Raw genomic sequence first — 20,038 nt, 5'->3', positions numbered from 1 at the left:
CGTTACCGCCAAACCGCGATATGAAAGCGCCGGGTTCGCCAATTCGAACCGAAAACTGGGAGGAAACCATGAAAGTCATTGCCCTTGCCGCTGCCGCCACGCTGGTCGCCGCACCGGCGTTCGCGCAAACCTACAGCATCGGGACCAACCCGCAGGGCTCGTCGGCCTATGCGACCGGCGCCGCCGTCGCCAAGGTTGCCAAGGACGTGCTCGACCTGCGCGCCCGCGTCGTGCCCCAGGGCGGCCCGGTCGTCACCCTGCCGCTGGTCGACAAGGGCCGGCTCAATTTCTCGATCGCGGTCAGCGTCGTCGCCGCCTTCGCCAACCAGGGCAAGGCGATGTTCAAGGGCAAGCCGCAGCCGAATGTCCGCGTCGTCGCCGTGCTGCGCACCCTGCGCCTCGGAATCTTCGCCCCGAAGGATTCGAAGATCAATTCGGTCGCCGACCTCAAGGGCGTGCGCCTGTCCTCGGGTTTCGCCAAGCAGCGCATCCAGGGCCTGTTCTGGCGCGCCCTGCTGAACATGGCCGACCTGACCTTCAAGGACGTCAAGGGCGTGCCGGCGCCGAACGGCGTGCGCGGGGTCGACGATTACATGGGCGGCAAGGTCGATGCCGGCATGTTCTCCATCACCTCCGGCAAGATGCGCCAGGCCTATGCCTCGCGCGGCTTCAAATATGTCTCGCTGCCGGACGATCCGGCGTCGGTGAAGAAGATGCAGGCGATCGCGCCCGGCTCGGTGGTCGAGAAGATCGGCCCGTCGCCGGCCTATGCCGGCGTCACCGGCCCGACCAACATCATGGCCGCGCCCTTCATCATTACCGCGAACGCCAAGGTTTCCGACGATATCGTCTACAAGCTGGTCAAGGCGATGGCGGCGAACAAGAAGATGATGGTCGCCGCCTTCAAGGGCATGTCCGGCTTCAATCCGAAGAAAATGTATGTCGATATCGGCGTGCCCTATCATCCCGGCGCGATGAAATACTATCGCGAGACCGGCCAGGCGAAGTAATCCCGGCCCATCCGGAGAGCCGCTGTGGCAGACCGCGTTCCGGACGCGGAGTCCCACGCGGCCGAAGTTGAAGCGGAGGCCGCCGCCCCCTCGGGAAATCTCCTGATTACCTGGGCGGGCGGTGGCCTGTGCGCAGCGCTGACCGCGGGCGCTCTGCTCTGGGCGGCCGACCTGTACCGCGCGGTCGGCCTCATCTTCATGAACGAGCAGTTCTACGCCGCCATGCTCGCGATCGGGCTGGCGGCGCTCTATCTCTGCGTGCCCGCACGCAAGGGCGAACCGCGCACGCATGTGCCCTGGTACGACCTGGTCATCGCCGCCGTATCCGCCGCGGCGGCGCTCTATGTGACGGTCGAATACCCGGTCATCCTGGACAATTTCGCCGACAATCCGCCGGACGCCGTGGCCGCGGCGGCGATCCTGCTCGCCGCCATCGTGGAAGGACTGCGCCGCACCGCCGGCCCCATCCTGTTCGCCTTCCTGCTGTTCTTCCTCGTCTTCGCGCTGGTCGGCCACCTGATCCCGGGCCGGCTTCAGGGCGAGAACGTCCCGGTCGACCGCCTGGCGATCTATGTCGTGCTCGACGCCAACGGCATGTTCGGCTTCCCGATGAAGGTGTCCACGACCATCGTGCTCGCCTTCATGTTCTTCGGCTTCCTGCTCGAGCCGGCCGGCGGCGCAAAATTCTTCACCGACATCTCGGCCGGGCTGATGGGCCGGTTCCGCGGCGGCTCGTCCAAGATCGCCATCGTCGGCTCCAGCCTGTTCGGCTCGATCTCCGGCAGCGCGGTTTCCAACGTCGTCTCGACCGGCGTCATCACCATTCCGCTGATGAAACGCGGCGGCTATCCCACCCATTCGGCCGCGGCCATCGAGGCGGTGGCCTCGACCGGCGGGCAGCTCATGCCGCCGATGATGGGCGTCGCCGCCTTCGTGATGGCCGAGCTGTTGCAGATCGGCTACGCCGAGGTCGTGCTCGCCGCGCTGATCCCGGCGATCCTCTACTACGCCGCCCTGTTCATCCAGGTGGACCTACAGGCGGCGCGCGACGGCATCCTGCCGATCGAGAAATCGCTGATACCGCGCCTGCTGCCGGTGGCCGGCCGGGGCGGCATCTTCATGACGCCCTTCGTCGTCATCGTGCTGTGCCTGTTCCGCTGGTCGCTCCAGCCGGAGACCGCGGCGCTCTACGCCGCGCTCACCCTGCTGCCCATCGGCTTCCTGCTCGGCTACGGCGGCGACCGGCTGTCCGTCCGCTCGCTGGTCGCCAGTTTCGTCAAGACAGGCAAGGCCGGCCTCGAACTGCTGATGATCGGCGGCGCGGCCGGCGCGATCATCGGCGTGCTCAACATCTCCGCCCTGGGATTCGCGCTGACCAGCGAACTGGTCGGCATCGCCGGCGGCAGCCTGCTCGTCCTGCTGATCCTGGCCGCCATCGTCTGCATCGTCCTGGGCATGGGCATGCCGACGCTGGGCGTCTACATCCTGCTCGCCACGCTGGTTGCGCCGGCGATCATCGAACTCGGCGTGCCGGACCTCTCGGCCCACCTGTTCGTCATGTATTTCGGCATGATGTCGATGATCACGCCGCCGGTCGCCATCGCCGCCTTCGCCGCGGCAACGCTGGCCGGCGCGCCGATGATGAAGACCGGCTGGCAGGCGGTGAAATACGGCTGGTCGGCCTATCTGATCCCCTTCGTCTTCATCATGTCGCCGGCGCTCATCATGCAGGGCGGCGCGCTTGAGGTGGCGCTCAGCTTCACGACCGCCCTGTTCGGCGTGCTGCTGGTCTCGGTCGCGGTCACGGGCTTCCTGTTCACGCCCATCGCGCCCGCGTTCCGCATCGTTTACGCCGCCGCCGGACTCGCGCTGATCGTGCCGGTCTACGCCTTCGCCGAAGCGCCCTGGCTCAACCTCGCCGGCGGCGGCCTCGGCGCGGCGCTGATCGCCGCCGACGTCGTCAGGCGCCGCGCACTGCCGCAGGCCGAACGCCCCGTCCCCGCCACAGCCGGAGAATAGGATGGCCGATACCGCACCCGACCGGAAACGCCCGAACTTCCTGATGATCGTTACCGACCAGCACCGGGCGGACTATCTGGGCTGCGCCGGGCATCCGGTCCTGAAGACGCCGCATATCGACGGCATCGCCGCCCGCGGCGTCCGGTTCGACCGCTTCTATGTCGCCAACCCGGTCTGCATGCCCAACCGGGCGACCCTGGTGACCGGCCGGATGCCGTCGCTGCACGGCGTCCGGCACAACGGCATCCCGCTCGCCCTGTCGGAGAACACCTTCGTCGACCTGATGCGGCACGAAGGCTACCGCACCGCGCTCATCGGCAAGAGCCATCTCCAGAACATGACCGGCGAGCCGCCGTCGATGCAGCGCCGGATCGAGCCGCGCGACGACGCCTTCGCCGAGGCGCGCAAACCGGAGACGCTGGCCGACGGCGCCTATGAGGAAGAGCGGCCCTGGACCTGGAAAGCGGATCCGGACCGCGAAATCGCGACGCCCTTCTACGGCTTCGAGGATGTCTCGCTCGCCACGATGCACAGCGACAAGGTCGGCGCCGCCTATATCGCCTGGATGAAGGCGCGGGGCGGCGACCCGGCGACCATGGTCGGGCCGGAAAACGCCCTGCCCCACGACTATGTCGCGCCCCAGGGCTGGCGCACCGCGGTGCCGGAAGAGCTTTATCCCACCAGCTACGTCGCCGATGAGAGCATCGGCTGGCTCGACGCCTATGCGAAGGAAAGCGGCGGCCGGCCGTTTTTCCTCACGGCCTCGTTCCCCGATCCGCACCATCCCTTCACGCCGCCGGGCAAATACTGGGACATGTACGACCCGGCCGATTTCGACCTGCCGGAAAGCTTCCACCGGCTGAGCAACCAGGCGCCGCCGACGCTGCGGTGGATGTGGGAAAACCGGCCGCCGGGCGACGGCAGCCGCAATGTCGGCCAGGTCGCCTACACCGTCACGGAGCGGGAGGCGCGCGAATCGATGGCGCTGACCTGCGGCATGATCTCGATGATCGACGATGCCGTCGGGCGGATCCTTGCCCGGCTCGACGCCCTCGGCCTCGCCGACAACACCATCGTCGTCTTCACCGCCGACCACGGCGATTTCCTCGGCGACCACCGGATCGTGCTCAAGGGCCCGATGCACTTTCAGGCGCTGGTCAAGGTGCCGTTCATCTGGGCCGAGCCGGACGGCCGGAACGCCGGCGCGGCCTGCTCCGCCCTGGCCGGCACCGTCGATATCGCCCGCACCATGCTGAGCCGCGCCGGCATCGTGCCCTATAACGGCATCCAGGGCCGCAGCCTGGAGCCGGAGATTTCAACCCTGACCGACCGGGGCGGCGGCGCCGTCCTGATCGAGGACGACCAGCAGCGCGCAATCATGGGCTTCGAGCGCGACTTCCGCGTCCACTCGCTGATCACGCGGCGCTGGCGGCTGTCGGTCTACAGCGGCGCCGGGCATTGCGAGCTCTACGATCTGGAGAACGACCCGCACGAATTGACGAACCTGTACGGCGATCCGGCCCATACCGCGGTCAGGGCGGACATGCTGGAGCGCCTGGCCAAGGCCGAGATCGAGACCGTCGACCGCAGCCCCTTCCCGACCGCCATCGCGTGAGGACGGGCACCGTTTTCGGTGCCTATACCCGGCGGTGCGGAGAATGACGGCCCTATTCTCCGCATAAATTACGGTGAAAATCTTGCTGTGCGGAGATTATCCGCTATATTCTCTGCATAAATTGCGGAGAATAACCATGTATATCTGGCAGCGCGCCGACTGGCCGCGCTTCCGGCAGGACCAGGCCCGGCTCACCGGCCCGCTGGCCGCCGCGCGCCATGCCCAGGGGCGGCTGCTCGGCCGGATGGAGGCATTGGGCTTCGACCTGCGCAGCGAAGCGACCCTGAGCACGCTGACCGAAAATGTCGTGAAAACGAGCGAGATCGAAGGCGAATTCCTCGCCCCCGACCGGGTCCGCTCGTCGATTGCGGGCCGCCTCGGACTGGATGCCGGCGGCCTGCCGCCCTCGGACCGCGATGTCGACGGCATCGTGGATATGACCCTCGACGCGACCCGGAACTACGGGGCGCCGCTGACCGAAGAGCGCCTGTTTTCGTGGCATGCCGCCCTGTTCCCGACCGGGCGGAGCGGCATGCGGCGGATCAGGATCGGCGCGTGGCGCGACGACGCCGACGGACCGATGGAGGTCGTTTCCGGCCCGCTCGGGCGGCAGCACGTTCATTATGCCGCGCCACCGGCCGAACGCCTCGCGGGAGAAATCGCGGCATTCCTCGACTGGTTCGAGGGCGCGCGAACCATGGATCCTGTGCTCGCCGCCGGCATGGCCCATCTCTGGTTCGTGTCGCTGCATCCGTTCGACGACGGCAACGGGCGCATCGCCCGGGCCATTGCCGACATGGCGCTGGCCCGCTCAGACGACAGCCCGGAGCGCTGCTACAGCATGTCCGCCCGGATAAGGGCGGAGCGCAGCGTGTACTACGACCTCCTCGAATCGACGCAGCGAGGCACTCTCGACATTACGACCTGGCAGGTCTGGTTCATCGACTGTCTCGCCCGCGCCATCGGGGATGCTGGCGCTACGCTCGCCGCCGTCCTCCACAAGGCCCGGTTCTGGGAGGTCCATGCCGCCGAAGCGTTCAATCCGCGCCAGGCGAAGACCCTCAACCGGCTGCTCGACGGCTTCGAGGGCAAGCTCACCTCGTCGAAATGGGCGACGATGAACAACTGCTCCCAGGACACGGCGCACCGGGACATCCGCGACCTGATCGACCGCGGCATCCTCGTGCGCGGCCCCGCCGGCGGGCGCAGTACGAGCTACGAAATCGTAACCGAAGGCTGAACCGAAACTGCGCGTCCCGCACGCCTCAGGCGTTGACGTCGATCACCGTGCGGCCGCGCACGCCGCCTTTCAGGATGGTTTCGCCGGCGGCGAAGGCTTCGCCGAGCGGGATCACTTCGGTCATGGCTTCGAGCTTCCCGATCGGCAGGTCGGCGGCAAGGCGCTGCCAGGCCGTCTTGCGCGGCGCGGCCGGATACATCACCGAATCGATGCCGAGCAGGCTGACGCCGCGCAGGATGAAGGGCAGGACGGTGGTGGCGAGATCGTTGCCGCCGGCATTGCCGCAGACCGCGACCGCGCTGTGCAGGCCCATCTGTGCGGCGGCGGTCGCCAGCGTTGCGCCGCCCACGGTATCGACGCAGCCCGCCCATTGCGCCTTCTCAAGCGGCCGGCCGGTCGCTTCCAGCCGGCCGATCACGTTGGCGGCGCCGAGGCCGCGCAGATAGTCCTCTTCGCCGGACTTGCCGGTGGAGGCCGTCACCTCGTGGCCGAGCGCCGCCAGAATGGCGACGGCGACGCTGCCGACGCCGCCCGAGGCGCCGGTCACCAGCACCGGGCCGGCGCCGGGCCGCAGCCCGGCATCCTCCAGCGCCATCGCCGAGATCATGGCCGTGAAGCCCGCCGTGCCGATCGCCATCGCCTGCAGATTGCTGAGCGCGTCCGGCACCTTGACCAGCCAGCCGGCCTTGACCCGCGCCTTCTGGGCGAAGCCGCCCCAATGGCGCTCGCCGAGCCCCCAGCCGGTCAGGACCACCCGGTCGCCCGGTGCGAAATCCGGCGACGCCGAGTTCTCGACCGTGCCGGAAAAATCGATTCCCGGCACATGGGGATAGGTGCGCACCAGGCGGGCCAGGCCTTTCAGAATCAGGCCGTCCTTGTAGTTGAGGTCGGAATAGTCGATGCGGACGGTGACGTCGCCTTCGGGCAGCCGGTCTTCGTCAAGCTCCGTCACCGAGCCGGTAACGGTGCCGTCGTCTTCTTCGAGCAGGATGGCGCGGAAGGTCATGCCGGTCTCACGGGGTTATGGTATCTCAAGGGCTGGCAGGGACCGGCGCGCCGCCAGGGCCGCGCCGGGTTTCCGCCTGTCAAATCAGGTCTTGCCCGCCAATGCAAGGCAGGCGCGGCGAATTTAGTCGAGGCGCGATGACGAACGGAACCGCCCCGGAAGCGGCATCGGCAGTCTGGCCGCCGATCCACCGCCTGACCCATGGCGGGCGCAGCGGCGAACTGTTCGTCATCTTCGTGATCAACCTGGCGCTGTCCATCCTCACGCTGGGCATCTACCGCTTCTGGGGCCGGACCCGCATCCGCCGCTATGTCTGGAGCCAGACGAGCCTGCTCGGCGAGCCGCTGGAATATACCGGGCGCGGAATCGAACTGTTCCTCGGCTTCCTGTTCGCCCTTGTCGTGATCTACGGGCCGATCATCGGCCTCTATTTCGGGCTGGACGTCGAACTGCCGGACTCCGGGGAGGAATTTGGCGGCACGAAGCTCAACAGGTTGATCCTCTTCGTCGCCATCATGCTGTTGGCGATCCCGGTCCTGATGCTGTTCTACTACGTCGCGCTGTTCGCGGCCTATCGCTACCGGATCGGGCGGACGTCGTGGCTCGGGATTCGCGGCGGCATGGAGGGATCGGCGTGGCGATACGGATTTCTGGGCCTCGGTCTGGGATTTCTCAACGTCCTGACCCTCGGCTGGACCAAGCCCTGGGCCGATTCCGTGGTGTTCAAATACCGGCTCGGCCGTGCCTGGTTCGGCAACGGAAAGTTCGATTCGCACCTCGATGCCGATGGTCTTTACAGCCGATATGCCCTGGCCTGGATCGGCACCGCTGCCGCTGTCGGCGCGATGATTGCCGGCCTGGCAACCGTCGGACTCGGCGGACAGGTCATGGATCACGGAACTGCCGTCGATCCGGTGCGAATGCAGATAATCGTAATCGCGATCGAATTGACGCCTCTGATCGTCTATCAGCTGCTGATCTGCGCCTACAAGGCGGCGCTGGTGCGCAATATTGCAAAGACTCTCACCTACGGTTCGGTCCGCTTTCGGGCGGATGTCACCTTCAAGGACGTCTTCAAGCTGCGCATTCCCAATTTCCTGCTGATGGCTTTCACCCTGGGCTTCGCCTATCCCTATGTCGTCATGCGCACCACGCGCTTCATCGTTCGGCATGTCGAAATTCACGGCGACATCCGGACCACGGCGATCGGCCAGACCGAGGTCGGAACCCCGCGTTACGGCGAAGGTCTGATGGAGTTCTTCGGCATCGGAATGATCTGAGCGATGCCGGACCGGGGCGCCTCCGCCGCAGGAACCTACACGGACGGCCGGACGGCCCGGCGGCACAGCGTCCGGATGACCATCGGGGTCGATGGCCTGCTTATCGAATCCGACGACGGCGCGGTCGCAGAAGCGTGGCCGTTCGACGATCTGCGGCTGGTTGACGAGGCTTACGCCGGCCGCCCCTTCCGCCTGAAGCGCAGCGCCGGCGAGGCGCGCCTGACCGTCGCCGACAGCGCATTTCTCGACCGGTTGCGCCCCCATGCAGGCCGGTTGAGCCGGAAAGACCTGCGCGGCGCGAACCTGAGGGTCCGGGCGGCCGGCTGGATCGGGGCGACGGCGGCGGTCCTGGCCGGATTCTGGTTCCTGCTGCCGCTCGCGGCCGGCCCGGTCGCGTCCTGGGTGCCGCTCTCCTGGGAGGAAGGGCTGGGGCGCACCGTCCAGCGCCAGGCGCTCGCTCTGATGGCTGCCAATTCCCGCCTGTGTACGGGAAGTTCCGGGCAACTGGCCTTCGCACGCCTCGTGCAGCGCCTGTCCGCCACCAAGCCCTCGCGCTACCGCTTCCGCGTTACCGTGGTGGACAACGGGACGGTCAACGCCTTCGCCGCGCCGGGCGGCTATATCGTCGTGTTTCGCGGCCTGATCGACAATTCCGCCGACGCCGACGGACTTGCCGGTGTGATGGCCCACGAGATGGGCCATGTCATCGAGCGCCACGGCATGGAAAACCTCGTCAAGGCGCTCGGCCTCAGCTTCGTTATGAGCGCCCTGATCGGCGACACTTCGGGCTTTGCCGGCATAGCGACCGACATGGCGCAGAACCTGGCCACATCGAAATTCAGCCGCGATGCCGAACGGGAAGCCGACCGGATCGCCGTCGAGATGCTGAACCGGGCGAATATTTCCGGCCGGGGCTTTCACGCGTTCTTTCAGATGGTGGTCCGTGAGACCGGACAAGAGGATAAATCGATCGGCCGGTATTTTGCGTCGCATCCCGCTACGCGCGGGCGGGCGCAATTCGTCAAGACGCACGCGACGGGGACGCGCCCCGCGATGTCCGACTCCGAATGGCAGGCCGTCCGCCGGATGTGCGACCGGTAACGGAGACGCCGCGTTCCCCCGGCCGGTCGCGCCGGCGAAGCAGGGGACAACGGCCCGGGCGGGAGATTCGGATCAGCGCCTGAACAGATCGTCGAGCGCGAACCCGACGATCGGGCCGAACGGACGGCCCCCGTGTCCCGCGCCGGGAACGATCAGGAATTGCGCATCGTGCCCCCTGGCCCTGGCTGCCGCGATATACTTCTCGACATGGTGCGGCGGCGTGGTGCGGTCGGCGCTGCCGGAAACCGCAACGATCTTCGCCCTGGGGTTGGCTTTTTCCAGCCATTTGTGGGGCGACTGCGTGAATTCCGATCTGCGGAACCCCTTTTCGAACAGCAGTTGCTGAACGTCGCAGGGACAGGAAATGAGCAGGACGGCATCGACCAGATCCGGCCTCATGCCAAGCAGCACGCCGGCGATCAGCGCGCCGCCGGACGTGCCCGTCAGGACGAGTCGTTTCGCCCGATGGTGCGCCTTCAGCCGCGCGACGGCGTCCCCCATGCTTTCGATCTCGTCGCGGCCACGGCTCATGAATGAAAACTGGTCGTGCGTGGCCGTGCCCGACGACCTGCGGCCGGCGCCCCGGAATCCGGGTCTTATCAGCACGACGGCATTGGCGCCGCGTCTTGCCACCGCCCGCGCAATGCCGAACACGAAATCGACCGGCCGTCCGGACGGCACATCGCCGTGGAAATGGATCGCCAGCGTATCGGGATTGCCGCCCGCCCAATAGGTCTGGATCGCCAGGCAATGATCGCGCCCCTGGACGTAGGTGATGTTGTCCGGATCGGCGCATTTCTCGGCCTGCGCCGGTGCGGCGCCGGCCGTCAACAAGGCCGATACGGCGATGGCGGAAACGATTTTCGCGTGATGCTTCATCTGGACGGCTGCGCTCCTGTCCACTGGCGACGATAGCGTTGACTTCAGTCTGCCGGAATGGCCCTCTTAGCGTCATTCAACGGTCAGGCATTCCTGAAAGGCGACAGGCGTCCCGCCCGGCCGGCCGAGCAGTTCGTCGTCGCGCATGACGATGGCGCCGCGGACGATCGTCGCCTTCGGCCATCCGGTCACCGTCTGGCCGTCGAATGGCGTCCAGCCGCAGCGGGTTTCCATCCAGTCGTTCGCGATCGTGCGCCGCGCATTGAGATCGACGACGGTGAAATCCGCATCGTAGCCGAGCGCGATCCGGCCCTTGCCGGCGATGCCGTAGATCCGGTTCGGACCGGCGCTGGTCAGGTCGACGAACCGTTCGAGGCTGAGCCGCCCGGCGTTGACATGGTCGAGCATCAGCGGGACCAGCGTCTGCACCCCCGGCATCCCGGACGGGGTGGACGGATAGGGCCGGTCTTTCTCCTCCCGGGTATGGGGCGCATGGTCGGAGCCGATCACGTCGATCACGCCGTCGGCGACGGCCTGCCACAGCGCCTCGTGGTGCCGGGCGTCGCGGATCGGCGGGTTCATCTGGGCATAGCTGCCCAGGCGCTCGTAGCATTCCGGCGCCGACAGGGTGAGGTGCTGGGGCGTCGTTTCGACCGTCGCGACGTCCGTCGCTGCGGCGAGCAGCGGGAGTTCCTCGGCCGTCGAGATATGCAGCACATGGATGCGCCGGCCGGTCTCGTGGGCAAGCGCGAGGATGCGCCGGGTGGCCAGCACCGCTGATTCGACATCGCGCAGATGGGGATGCTGCACGGCCCCGGCCGCCGGGTCGAGCAGCGCCTTGCGCGCGTTCAGCCGGTCTTCGTCCTCGGCATGGATGGCGGCCCGGCGGCGGCCGCTTGCGAGCACCCGGCGCAGGGTCGCGTCGTCGGCGACCAGCAGCGAGCCGGTGGAACTGCCCATGAAGATCTTGACGCCGGCGCAGCCCGGCAGCCGCTCCAGCGCGCCGAGTGCCCCGGCGTTGGCATCCGTCGCGCCGAGGAAGAAGGCGAAATCGCACCAGGCCCGCCCCTCGGCCCGGCGGAGCTTCCCGGCGAGCGCGTCGGCCGAATCGGTGTTCGGCGAGGTGTTCGGCATCTCGAAGATCGCCGTGACGCCGCCTTTCGCGGCGCCGCGCGTGCCGGTTTCCAGGTCTTCCTTGTGCTCCAGCCCCGGTTCGCGGAAATGCACCTGGGTGTCGATGACGCCGGGCAGGACGTGCAGGCCGCCGGCATTGAAGCGCTCGGCGGTGGCCGCCCGGCCCAGATCGCCGAGCGCCGCAATCCGGCCGTCCCGGACCCCGACATCGGTCTCGATCCGGCCCATCGGCGTCATGACCGTGCCGCCGGAAATCGTCAGGTCGAAGGAATTTTCGTTCATGCCGTCGCCCGTTGCCGGAGCCGCTCTGGCCGTTTCATATACCGGTTCTTATACCGGGCGGCCGCAGCGTTGAAGGATTTCCCGGTGCGTCTAGATAACGGGAGCCCGGAACCGAAATGAGCCCGTTGCCGATGACCGGATACCATGTCGCCGAAGACCGCGCGGTTCTGCGCATTTCCGGCGCCGACCGGATCGAGTTTCTGCAAGGCATCGTCTCGAACGATGTCGCGAAGGCCGGCCGGGACCGCGGCGTCTGGGCGGCCTTCGTCACGCCCCAGGGCAAATTTCTGCACGATTTCTTCCTCGCCGCCGACGGCGAGTCGATCCTGCTGGACTGCGAAAGAGCGCGGGCGGACGACCTGCGCAAGCGGCTGCGGCGCTACACGCTGCGCTCGGACGCGCGGGTCGAGGCGGCCGACGATCTGGTCGTCGCCCTGACAGCGGCAGCTCCCGCCCCGACGGACGGCGCTGGGGCCTGTTTTCCGGATCCCCGGCACCGGAACGCCGGCTACCGGCTCATCGGCGCGCGCAGCGCAGTGGAGCGGGTGCTGACCGATGCCGGTCTGGCCCCCGCCGACCCGCTGGACTGGGACAGCCGCCGTCTGGCGCTCGGCCTGCCGGACGGTTCGCGCGACCTTGAAATCGAACGCTCCACGCTGGCCGAGGCCAACGCCGACCTGCTGGGCGGCATCGACTGGGAGAAAGGCTGCTGGATGGGCCAGGAGGTCACCGCCCGGATGCATTATCGCGGACTCGCCAAGCGCCGCCTGACGCCGATGCACGTCGAGGGCCCGATACCCGCGCGCGGCGCAACGGTCGAGCGCGGCGGCAAACCGGTCGGCGAATGCCGCTCCTCGGCCGGCGGCCTCGTCATGGTGCTCGCCCGGACGGAGGCGATCGACAAAACGGAGACCGGCCTGAGTTGCGGCGAAACGCGACTGCACCCGGCGCCGCCGGAGTGGCTGAAGGCGGCGCTGCGCGAAGGCGATGCGGCTTCCGGCGCTGCATAAACGACTTCAGGAATGCCGGGGAGACGGTGCAGCATTCGATCCTCCGCTGCCCGGCAATTTCGACCCACGCCCCGTTTCGCGTCATTTCGACCGAGCAAAGCGAGCGGAGAAATCTTTCCCGCGCAGTGCTTCGGTCCGTCGCGCCGTACTGGAGAGATATCTCCGCTCCGCGGCCCCTGCGGGACCGCTGCGGTCGATATGACGGTGTTCGGTTGATGGAACGAACGGCGGAAGACCGGCTCAGGGATTGCCCCGCAGCCTCGCCTGCGCCGCCGCCAGCCTTGCGATCGGCACGCGGTAGGGCGAGCAGGAGACGTAATCCAGGCCGATCTCCTCGCAGAAGGCGATGGATGCCGGATCGCCGCCATGCTCGCCGCAGATGCCGAGCTTGAGATCCGGCCGCGCCGCCCGGCCGCGGTCGCAGGCGATCCGCACCAACTCGCCCACGCCTTCGACATCGAGCGAGACGAACGGGTCCTTCGGGACGATCCCCTGCTCGACATAGGCCGGCAGGAAATTGCCCGCGTCGTCGCGCGACAGGCCGAAGGTCGTCTGGGTCAGGTCGTTGGTGCCGAAGCTGAAAAAGGCGGCTTCGCGGGCGATTTCGCCGGCCTGCAACGCCGCGCGCGGCAGTTCGATCATGGTGCCGACCAGGTATTCGGTTGCGACGCCGGTCCGTTCGGCAACCTCTGACGCCACCCGGTCGATGACGGCCTTCAGCAGCGCCACCTCTTCCATCGAAAATGCGAGCGGGATCATCACCTCCGGCGCGACCGGCCGGCCGGTTTTCTCCTGCACCTCGGCCGCCGCCTCGAAGATGGCGCGGGCCTGCATCTCGCAGATTTCCGGGAAGGTGACGGCGAGCCGGCAGCCGCGATGGCCGAGCATCGGGTTGGCCTCGCTCAGGCGCTGGATGCGGCGCCGGACCTCGCGCGCGCTCACGCCCGCCGCTTCGGCGACGCCGGCATGTTCTTCCTCGCTGTGCGGCAGAAATTCGTGCAGCGGCGGATCGAGCAGCCGGATCGTCACCGGCAGCCCGGCCATGATGCCGAACAGTTCGGCGAAATCCCGGCGCTGCATGGGCAGGAGCTTCTCCAGTGCCGCGCGCCGGCCGGACGCGTCGTCGGCGAGGATCATCTCGCGCATGGCGACGATGCGGTCCTCGTCGAAGAACATGTGCTCGGTGCGGCACAGGCCGATGCCTTCCGCACCGAACTCCCGCGCGGTGCGCACCTCGGCCGGCGTTTCGGCATTGGTGCGGATCGCCATGCGGCGCAGATCGTCGGCCCATTCCATGATGCGCGCGAAATCGCCGGACAGTTCCGGCTGGATCAGCGGCGCCTCGCCGAGCATGACCCGGCCGGACGCGCCGTCGATCGTGATCTGCTCCCCGGCCTTCACGACCCGGCCGGCGCAGGCCATTTCGGCGGCTTCGTAATCGACCCTGATATCGCCGGCGCCGCACACACAGGGCCGGCCCATGCCGCGCGCCACCACCGCTGCGTGGCTGGTCGCGCCGCCGCGCGTCGTCAGGATGCCGGCGGCGGCATGCATGCCGTGGATGTCTTCCGGGCTGGTTTCGACCCGGACCAGGACGACCGCCTCGCCGGCCTGGGACCGGGCGACCGCCTCGTCGGCCGAGAAGACCACGGCACCCGTCGCCGCACCGGGCGATGCGGCGAGGCCGCGCCCGAAGATCGTCACGTCCGCCGCCGGATCGAGCGTCGGGTGAAGCAGCTGGTCGAGCTGCGCCGGGTCGAGGGCGGCGATCGCGCCGGCCGGGTCGAGGATGCCTTCGTCCACCATGTCCACGGCGATCTTCAATGCCGCCTGGACGGAGCGCTTGCCGCTGCGGGTCTGCAGCATCCAGAGCCTGCCGCGCTGCACGGTGAACTCGATGTCCTGCATGTCCCGGTAATGCCGTTCGAGAATGCCGCGGATACGGGTCAGCTCGGCGAATGCGCCGGGCAGCGCCTCCTCCATCGAGGGCAGGTCGGGTCCGTGCAGGTCGCGCCCGGCAATTGTGAGATTCTGCGGCGTGCGGAGGCCGGCGACCACATCCTCGCCCTGGGCGTTGACCAGGAATTCGCCGAAGAAGCGGCCGTCGCCGGTCGAGGGATCGCGGGTGAAGGCGACGCCGGTGGCGCAGTCCTCGCCCATGTTGCCGAACACCATGGCCTGCACGTTGACGGCCGTGCCCCAGGCGGCGGGAATGTCGTGCAGCCGCCGGTAGGTGACCGCGCGGGCGTTCATCCAACTCCCGAAGACGGCGCCGATCGCGCCCCAGAGCTGGGCGTTCGGGTCCTGCGGGAAGGCGGCGCCGGTCTGCTCCTGCACGATCTCCTTGTAGCGGCCGACCAGGGCTTCCAGGTCGTCGGCGCCAAGTTCGGTGTCGAGGAAAACGCCGCGCCGTTCCTTGACGTATTCCAGCTCGCGTTCGAACTCGTCGTGATCGACGTCGAGCACGACGGCGCCGTACATCTGGATGAAGCGGCGGTAGCTGTCCCAGGCGAAGCGGGCGTCGCCGCCGCTTTCGGCAAGGCCGCGGACCGTCGCGTCGTTGAGGCCGAGATTGAGCACGGTATCCATCATGCCGGGCATCGAGGCGCGGGCGCCGGAGCGGACGGAGACGAGCAGCGGATCGGCCGGATCGCCGAACCGGCGGCCGGCGGTCGCCTCGATTTCGGCGATGCCGGCGGCGACCTGCCCGGCGAGATCGCCGGGATAGGCCCGGCCGTTGTCGTAGTACCAGGTGCAGACTTCGGTCGTGACCGTGAAGCCGGGCGGCACCGGCAGGCCGATGCCGCTCATTTCAGCCAGGTTGGCGCCCTTGCCGCCGAGCAGGTCCGCCATCCCGGCCGAGCCCTCGGCGGCGCCGGCGCCGAAGCTGTAGACCCACCGCGTCATCGGCGCGCCGCAGCCCGCTTACGGTCCGGGCCGGCCATCAGCCCTCGATCCGCGAAAAGTCGGCGACGCTGTCCATCACCGTGCGGATGCTGGACAACAGCAGCAGCCGGTTTTCGCGCAGGGCGGGGTCCGGGTCGTTGACGGTCACTTTATCGAAAAATTGGTCGATCGGCTCGCGCAACTTGGCCAGCGCCGTCATGGCCTCGCCGAAGGCTCCCTTCTCCAGCGCGCGCTCCGCCTCGGCAGCGGCGGTGTCCAGCGCCTTGGAGAGATCGGTTTCTTCCGCCATTTTCAGCAGGCAGACCGCCGGCGCGCCCTCGTAACTGCGGCCGTCCTTCTTCTCCTCGATCCGCAGGATGTTGGCGGCCCGGCGATAGGCAGTTAGCAGGTTTCCACCGTCATCCGAGCCGAGCAGCTTGTCGAGCGCATCGACCCGCGCCAGCAGCCGAAGGAGATCGTCCTCGTCTCCCTTGGCGAAGACCGCGGAGATCAGGTCGTGGCGCACGCCACGGTCCCTGAGATGGACTTTCAGCCGGTCGACGATGAACTGAAATGCCTGTTGCGGCCCCTCGTCCCGGTTCAGGCTCGTTAAACTCCCGCTCGCTATAGCGGGCCTCAATGCCCCTTCGGCCGCCTGCCGGAGCATTCCCATCAAAGGCAGGCGTATATTGTTTTCCAGGATCAGGCGGATCACCCCGAGCGCGGCACGGCGCAGCCCGTAGGGATCGCGCGACCCAGTCGGCGTTTCGCCAATCGCCCAGAAGGTAGCCAGCGTGTCGATCTTGTCCGCCAGAGCCACCGCGATGCTCACACGACTTTGCGGACATTTTTCGGACGGTCCCTGGGGTGCATAGTGTTCGGCGATGGCTTCCGCGACTTCTGGATGCTCCCTGTCCTCAAGGGCGTAGTAGCGCCCCATGATGCCCTGTAGTTCGGGGAACTCACCCACCATGCCAGTGGTGAGATCGGCCTTGGCCAGCCGCGCGGCATGCGTTGTTCTTCGTCGATTGGCATGGATCAGATCTGCCAGTTCGCCAGCAAGTTTCTCAATTCGACCTACTTTGTCGAGGACCGTACCGAGTTTGGCGTGGAAGGTGATGCCTTCGAGCGCTTCGACCCGCCCGCTGAGGGGTATTTCGAGATCCTGATCCCAGAAGAACTGCGCGTCGGCGAGGCGGGCGCGCAGGACGCGCTCGTTGCCGGCGGCGACCGACCTGCCGCCGTCGCCGGTTTCCATGTCGGCGATGGCGATGAAATGGGGCGCCATTCGCCCGTCGGCGGTTTCGAGCGCAAAATACTTCTGATGGCTGCGCATCGAGGTGATCAGCACTTCCGGCGGCAGGTCCATGAACTCGGCATCGATCCTGCCGGCCACAGCGACCGGCCATTCGACCAGTCCCGTGACTTCGTTCAGGAGCGCCCGATCTTCGCGGAGCGAAGAGCCGAGGCTGGCGGCAAGGGCGCCCGCTTGCGCTTCGATCCGCGCCCGCCGCTCATCGGGATCGACCAGCACGAACGCCTTTTCCAGCTTTGCCCGATAGTCAGCGGCCGACTCGACGGCAATCTCGCCCGGCGCCAGGAATCGGTGGCCCACGGTCGTTCCGTTGAAGGCCAGCGCTTCGCTGCCGCCGATGTCGAAGCTCCCGGCGACCGGCCGGCCGTCGAAGAGGCACAGGATGTTGTGCAGCGGCCGCACCCACTGGAAGGCCGAGCCGCCCCAGCGCATGCTCTTGGGCCAGCCCATCGCGCGGATCGCGCCGGTGACGATGCCGCCCAGCGCGTCCGCCGTCGCCGCACCCTTGCGCTCGATCACGGCGAACCAGAACTCCGCGCCCTTGGCCTCGCGCACCTCGCACTCGTCGAGACTGTCGAAGCCGACCGAGCGCAGGAAGCCTTCGATGGCCTTGTCCGGCGAGCCGACCCGCGGGCCCTTGCGCTCCTGGCGGACATCGGGCTGCCGCTCGGGCAGACCCCCGACGCTCAGGCCGATGCGGCGCGGGGTCGAGAAAGTCCAGACGTCGCCATGTTCGAGCCCGGCCTCCTTCAGCCCCCCGGTGACGAGCCGCTCAAGGTCGGCGCGCGCCCGGTCCTGCATCCGGGCCGGAATTTCCTCGGACAGCAACTCCAGCAGCAACTCAGGCATCGGCGGCTTCCGCTACGTCCGCCGCTGACGGGGTTTGGCTGTCGAGCCACGCCCGGCAGCAGGCGCGGGCGAGCGTCCGCACCCGCAGGATGTAGGATTGCCGTTCGGTCACGCTGATGACGCCGCGGGCGTCGAGCAGGTTGAACAGGTGGCTCGCCTTCATGCACTGGTCGTAGGCCGGCAGCGGCTTTTTTGCCTCGACCAACGCCAGGCATTCTTCTTCCGCGTCCTCGAAATGGCGGAACAGCTTTTTGGTATCGGCGAGTTCGAAGTTGAAAGCCGAGAATTCGCGCTCGGCCTGCAGGAAGACGTCGCCGTAGGTGACGCCGCCCTGGTCTTTCGGGACGCCGTCCCAGTCCAGGTCGTAGACGTTGTCGACGCCCTGGATATACATGGCGAGGCGTTCCAGCCCGTAGGTCAGCTCGACGGAGACCGGGTTGCAGTCGATGCCGCCGACCTGCTGGAAATAGGTGAACTGGGTGACTTCCATGCCGTCGCACCAGACCTCCCAGCCGAGACCCCAGGCGCCCAGTGTCGGGCTTTCCCAATCGTCCTCGACGAAGCGGATGTCGTGGGCCATCGGGTCGATTCCGATGGCGCGCAGGCTGTCGAGATAGAGCGCCTGGCTGTCCGGCGGCGACGGCTTGAGCAGCACCTGGAACTGGTAATAGTGCTGGAGCCGGTTCGGGTTCTCGCCGTAGCGCCCGTCGGTCGGCCGGCGCGAGGGCTGGACATAGGCCGCGTTCCACGGCTCCGGCCCGAGCGAGCGCAGGGTGGTCGCCGGATGGAAGGTGCCGGCGCCGACCTCCATGTCGTAGGGCTGGAGGATGACGCAGCCGCGCTCGGCCCAGAAATCCTGCAACGTCAGGATGAGCCGCTGGAAGCAGGTCTCGCGCGAAACGGCAGACGCCATCGGGTGGGATTCTGGTTTGGGAGGGCGGCGGGATTGTGCGCTGCACTATGGCAAAACCGCCGGGTGGCCGCACGGGTCACGCCGCCGCACGGCGCGCCCGGAAACAGAGAGCGCGTCAGGCCAGCGGACAGCCCGGCTTGCCGCAATTCCCGGCGGCGAAGGCGCCGCAGGCCCGGCACTGGATCAGGTCCGCCGCCGAGCCGGACGCCGGCGGCTCGCCTGACCCTGTCGGGCCGCCCCGCGACCGTCCGTCGTCCCGCGAGCCCCAATCGCCGCTGTTGCTCTTGAGCTGGCGGAAGATCCGCGACCCCAGCAGCAGCACGACGACCGCCACGACGATCAGCAGGATCTTGCCGATGGAGAGACCGAACATCCGCTGCCTTCCGCCTAGAGCCCGAATCGGGACCAGAGGGCCCGTTCCTCGACCGCCGCGAGCAGGCCGGCGCCGAGCGCGATGCCCCACGATTCCTGCGGCGCCCGCTCGCCCGCCAGGCCGAAGCGCCGCTTGAACCAGCTGCGCCGCTCGCCGATCGCGACCAGGCGCACCTTCTCGCCGAAACGGTCGCGGCAGACCGAGCGCATGTCGCCCAGGGCATCGACCAGGCCGAGTTCGAGCGCCTTGCGGCCGGTCCAGAACTCGCCGGTGAACAGGCTGTCGCCCTTCAGCTTCTTGCCGCGCCGGCGCTGGACCAGGTCGATGAAGCTGTCGTGCATGTCTTTCTGGATCGTCTTCAGATGGGCGACGTCGTCTTCGTTCTCCGGCCGGAACGGGTCGAGCATCGCCTTGCGCGCGCCGGCCGTGTAGACGCGCCGTTCGATGCCGAGCTTGCCGATCGCCTCGACGAAGCCGAAGCCGCCGGTCACCACGCCGATCGACCCGATGATGGAGTTGGCGTCGGCGAAGATTTCGTCGCCGGCGCAGGCCAGCCAGTAGCCGCCCGAGGCCGCGACGTCCTCGACGAACACCAGCACGGGGACGTTCTTCTCGTTGGCGAGATCGCGGATCCGGCGGTAGATCAGCGCCGACTGAACGGCGGAGCCGCCGGGGGAATTGACCGACAGGGCGACGGCCTTCAGCCCCTTGACCGAAAAGGCGCGCTGGATCGCCGGGGCAAGGCGCTGGATGTTCATGCCGCGCCGCAACGGCCCGATGTTGCCGATCGCGCCGTTCAGCCGCAAGACCGCAACGGTCGGTTTCCGTCTTCCGAGCCCGAACAATTCCGCCCCCGACCCTCTCTTCCGGCGCGCCCGCCGCACGGCGCTCCCCGCTGTGATCCGCCTCGATGTGGCGCCCCTATATTTGCCCCCTTTATTTGCAAACGGTCCGGCGGAAGGCAATGTGGCGGACTTTCCCCTGGGATTCCCACGGACTTCCTCTGCAAAAGGCCACAAGTATCCGCCAGTGGACGCTTTCCCATCCCTCCCCCTCTTCAGAGGGGGAGGCCAGGTGGGGGTGCAGTAGCGTCAGGCACGGCCCTACAGGCACGGCACCCCCATCG

15 protein-coding genes are annotated in these 20,038 nt (G+C 67.8%); 7 read left to right on the top strand and 8 right to left on the bottom strand.

The window, feature by feature from the left end:
• The first annotated feature begins 68 nt into the window (after positions 1–68).
• The 4 genes from OXM58_17635 (at position 69) to OXM58_17620 (ending at position 5,884) form a co-directional block, all read left to right on the top strand.
• Positions 69–1,010 carry a TAXI family TRAP transporter solute-binding subunit gene (locus OXM58_17635; GenBank protein ID MDE0150183.1) on the top strand — a complete coding sequence of 314 codons (942 nt, stop codon included), beginning with the start codon at positions 69–71 and terminating at the stop codon, positions 1,008–1,010.
• 24 nt (positions 1,011–1,034) lie between these two features.
• The gene (locus tag OXM58_17630) at positions 1,035–3,029 is read left to right on the top strand and encodes a TRAP transporter fused permease subunit (GenBank protein MDE0150182.1); all 1,995 of its coding nucleotides are present in this window, start codon (positions 1,035–1,037) and stop codon (positions 3,027–3,029) included.
• Position 3,030: 1 nt separating this feature from the next.
• Positions 3,031–4,644, top strand: coding sequence for a sulfatase-like hydrolase/transferase (locus OXM58_17625; GenBank protein ID MDE0150181.1), 1,614 nt, complete (start codon positions 3,031–3,033; stop codon positions 4,642–4,644).
• Positions 4,645–4,774: 130 nt separating this feature from the next.
• A complete protein-coding gene (locus OXM58_17620) occupies positions 4,775–5,884 on the top strand; it encodes a Fic family protein (protein MDE0150180.1) in 1,110 nt (369 codons plus the stop codon).
• 25 nt (positions 5,885–5,909) lie between these two features.
• Here OXM58_17620 and OXM58_17615 read toward each other — a convergent pair whose 3' ends face one another.
• Complete coding sequence (locus OXM58_17615; GenBank protein ID MDE0150179.1) at positions 5,910–6,890, bottom strand: oxidoreductase; 981 nt, start codon at positions 6,888–6,890, stop codon at positions 5,910–5,912.
• Positions 6,891–7,027: 137 nt separating this feature from the next.
• Between OXM58_17615 and OXM58_17610 the strand changes: the two genes are divergently transcribed.
• Together OXM58_17610 and OXM58_17605 are read left to right on the top strand one after the other, a co-directional pair.
• A complete protein-coding gene (locus OXM58_17610) occupies positions 7,028–8,170 on the top strand; it encodes a YjgN family protein (GenBank protein MDE0150178.1) in 1,143 nt (380 codons plus the stop codon).
• A 3-nt stretch (positions 8,171–8,173) separates the two neighbouring features.
• A complete protein-coding gene (locus tag OXM58_17605; protein MDE0150177.1) occupies positions 8,174–9,271 on the top strand; it encodes a M48 family metallopeptidase in 1,098 nt (365 codons plus the stop codon).
• 72 nt (positions 9,272–9,343) lie between these two features.
• Here OXM58_17605 and OXM58_17600 read toward each other — a convergent pair whose 3' ends face one another.
• Positions 9,344–10,150 (bottom strand): prolyl oligopeptidase family serine peptidase, encoded by an 807-nt coding sequence (locus tag OXM58_17600; GenBank protein MDE0150176.1) that lies wholly within the window; start codon positions 10,148–10,150, stop codon positions 9,344–9,346.
• A gap of 72 nt (positions 10,151–10,222) precedes the next feature.
• The gene (locus OXM58_17595) at positions 10,223–11,566 is read right to left on the bottom strand and encodes a dihydroorotase (protein ID MDE0150175.1); all 1,344 of its coding nucleotides are present in this window, start codon (positions 11,564–11,566) and stop codon (positions 10,223–10,225) included.
• A 116-nt stretch (positions 11,567–11,682) separates the two neighbouring features.
• On the opposite strand from OXM58_17595, the gene OXM58_17590 reads away from it, so the two are divergent.
• Complete coding sequence (locus tag OXM58_17590; protein ID MDE0150174.1) at positions 11,683–12,576, top strand: folate-binding protein; 894 nt, start codon at positions 11,683–11,685, stop codon at positions 12,574–12,576.
• 240 nt (positions 12,577–12,816) lie between these two features.
• On the opposite strand, the gene ppdK is transcribed toward OXM58_17590, so the two are convergent.
• The 5 genes from ppdK to OXM58_17565 form a co-directional block, all read right to left on the bottom strand.
• Positions 12,817–15,483, bottom strand: a complete 2,667-nt coding sequence (gene ppdK, locus OXM58_17585) for a pyruvate, phosphate dikinase (protein MDE0150173.1) — start codon at positions 15,481–15,483, stop codon at positions 12,817–12,819.
• 37 nt (positions 15,484–15,520) lie between these two features.
• Positions 15,521–17,626: a glycine--tRNA ligase subunit beta gene (gene glyS, locus OXM58_17580; GenBank protein MDE0150172.1), complete on the bottom strand. Its 2,106-nt coding sequence runs from the start codon at positions 17,624–17,626 to the stop codon at positions 15,521–15,523.
• Positions 17,619–18,539 carry a glycine--tRNA ligase subunit alpha gene (locus OXM58_17575; protein MDE0150171.1) on the bottom strand — a complete coding sequence of 307 codons (921 nt, stop codon included), beginning with the start codon at positions 18,537–18,539 and terminating at the stop codon, positions 17,619–17,621. The genes glyS and OXM58_17575 overlap by 8 nt, the downstream gene beginning before the upstream one ends.
• Positions 18,540–18,654: 115 nt before the next feature.
• A complete protein-coding gene (locus OXM58_17570) occupies positions 18,655–18,912 on the bottom strand; it encodes a hypothetical protein (protein ID MDE0150170.1) in 258 nt (85 codons plus the stop codon).
• A gap of 14 nt (positions 18,913–18,926) precedes the next feature.
• Positions 18,927–19,718 (bottom strand): S49 family peptidase, encoded by a 792-nt coding sequence (locus tag OXM58_17565; protein MDE0150169.1) that lies wholly within the window; start codon positions 19,716–19,718, stop codon positions 18,927–18,929.
• Positions 19,719–20,038 lie beyond the last annotated feature (320 nt).

This window comes from Rhodospirillaceae bacterium (genome assembly GCA_028819475.1).
GTDB lineage: Bacteria > Pseudomonadota > Alphaproteobacteria > Bin65 > Bin65 > Bin65.
This window is presented reverse-complemented; position numbering and strand designations above follow the sequence as displayed.

Bases quoted from the DNA above. Each gene is read 5' to 3' on its own strand.
- OXM58_17635 (MDE0150183.1), top strand. From the start codon at position 69: ATGAAAGTCATTGCCCTTGCCGCTGCCGCCACGCTGGTCGCCGCACCG.
- OXM58_17625 (MDE0150181.1), top strand. From the start codon at position 3,031: ATGGCCGATACCGCACCCGACCGGAAACGCCCGAACTTCCTGATGATC.
- OXM58_17615 (MDE0150179.1), bottom strand. From the start codon at position 6,890: ATGACCTTCCGCGCCATCCTGCTCGAAGAAGACGACGGCACCGTTACC.
- OXM58_17610 (MDE0150178.1), top strand. From the start codon at position 7,028: ATGACGAACGGAACCGCCCCGGAAGCGGCATCGGCAGTCTGGCCGCCG.
- OXM58_17605 (MDE0150177.1), top strand. From the start codon at position 8,174: ATGCCGGACCGGGGCGCCTCCGCCGCAGGAACCTACACGGACGGCCGG.
- OXM58_17600 (MDE0150176.1), bottom strand. From the start codon at position 10,150: ATGAAGCATCACGCGAAAATCGTTTCCGCCATCGCCGTATCGGCCTTG.
- OXM58_17595 (MDE0150175.1), bottom strand. From the start codon at position 11,566: ATGAACGAAAATTCCTTCGACCTGACGATTTCCGGCGGCACGGTCATG.
- OXM58_17590 (MDE0150174.1), top strand. From the start codon at position 11,683: ATGAGCCCGTTGCCGATGACCGGATACCATGTCGCCGAAGACCGCGCG.
- ppdK (MDE0150173.1), bottom strand. From the start codon at position 15,483: ATGACGCGGTGGGTCTACAGCTTCGGCGCCGGCGCCGCCGAGGGCTCG.
- glyS (MDE0150172.1), bottom strand. From the start codon at position 17,626: ATGCCTGAGTTGCTGCTGGAGTTGCTGTCCGAGGAAATTCCGGCCCGG.
- OXM58_17575 (MDE0150171.1), bottom strand. From the start codon at position 18,539: ATGGCGTCTGCCGTTTCGCGCGAGACCTGCTTCCAGCGGCTCATCCTG.
- OXM58_17570 (MDE0150170.1), bottom strand. From the start codon at position 18,912: ATGTTCGGTCTCTCCATCGGCAAGATCCTGCTGATCGTCGTGGCGGTC.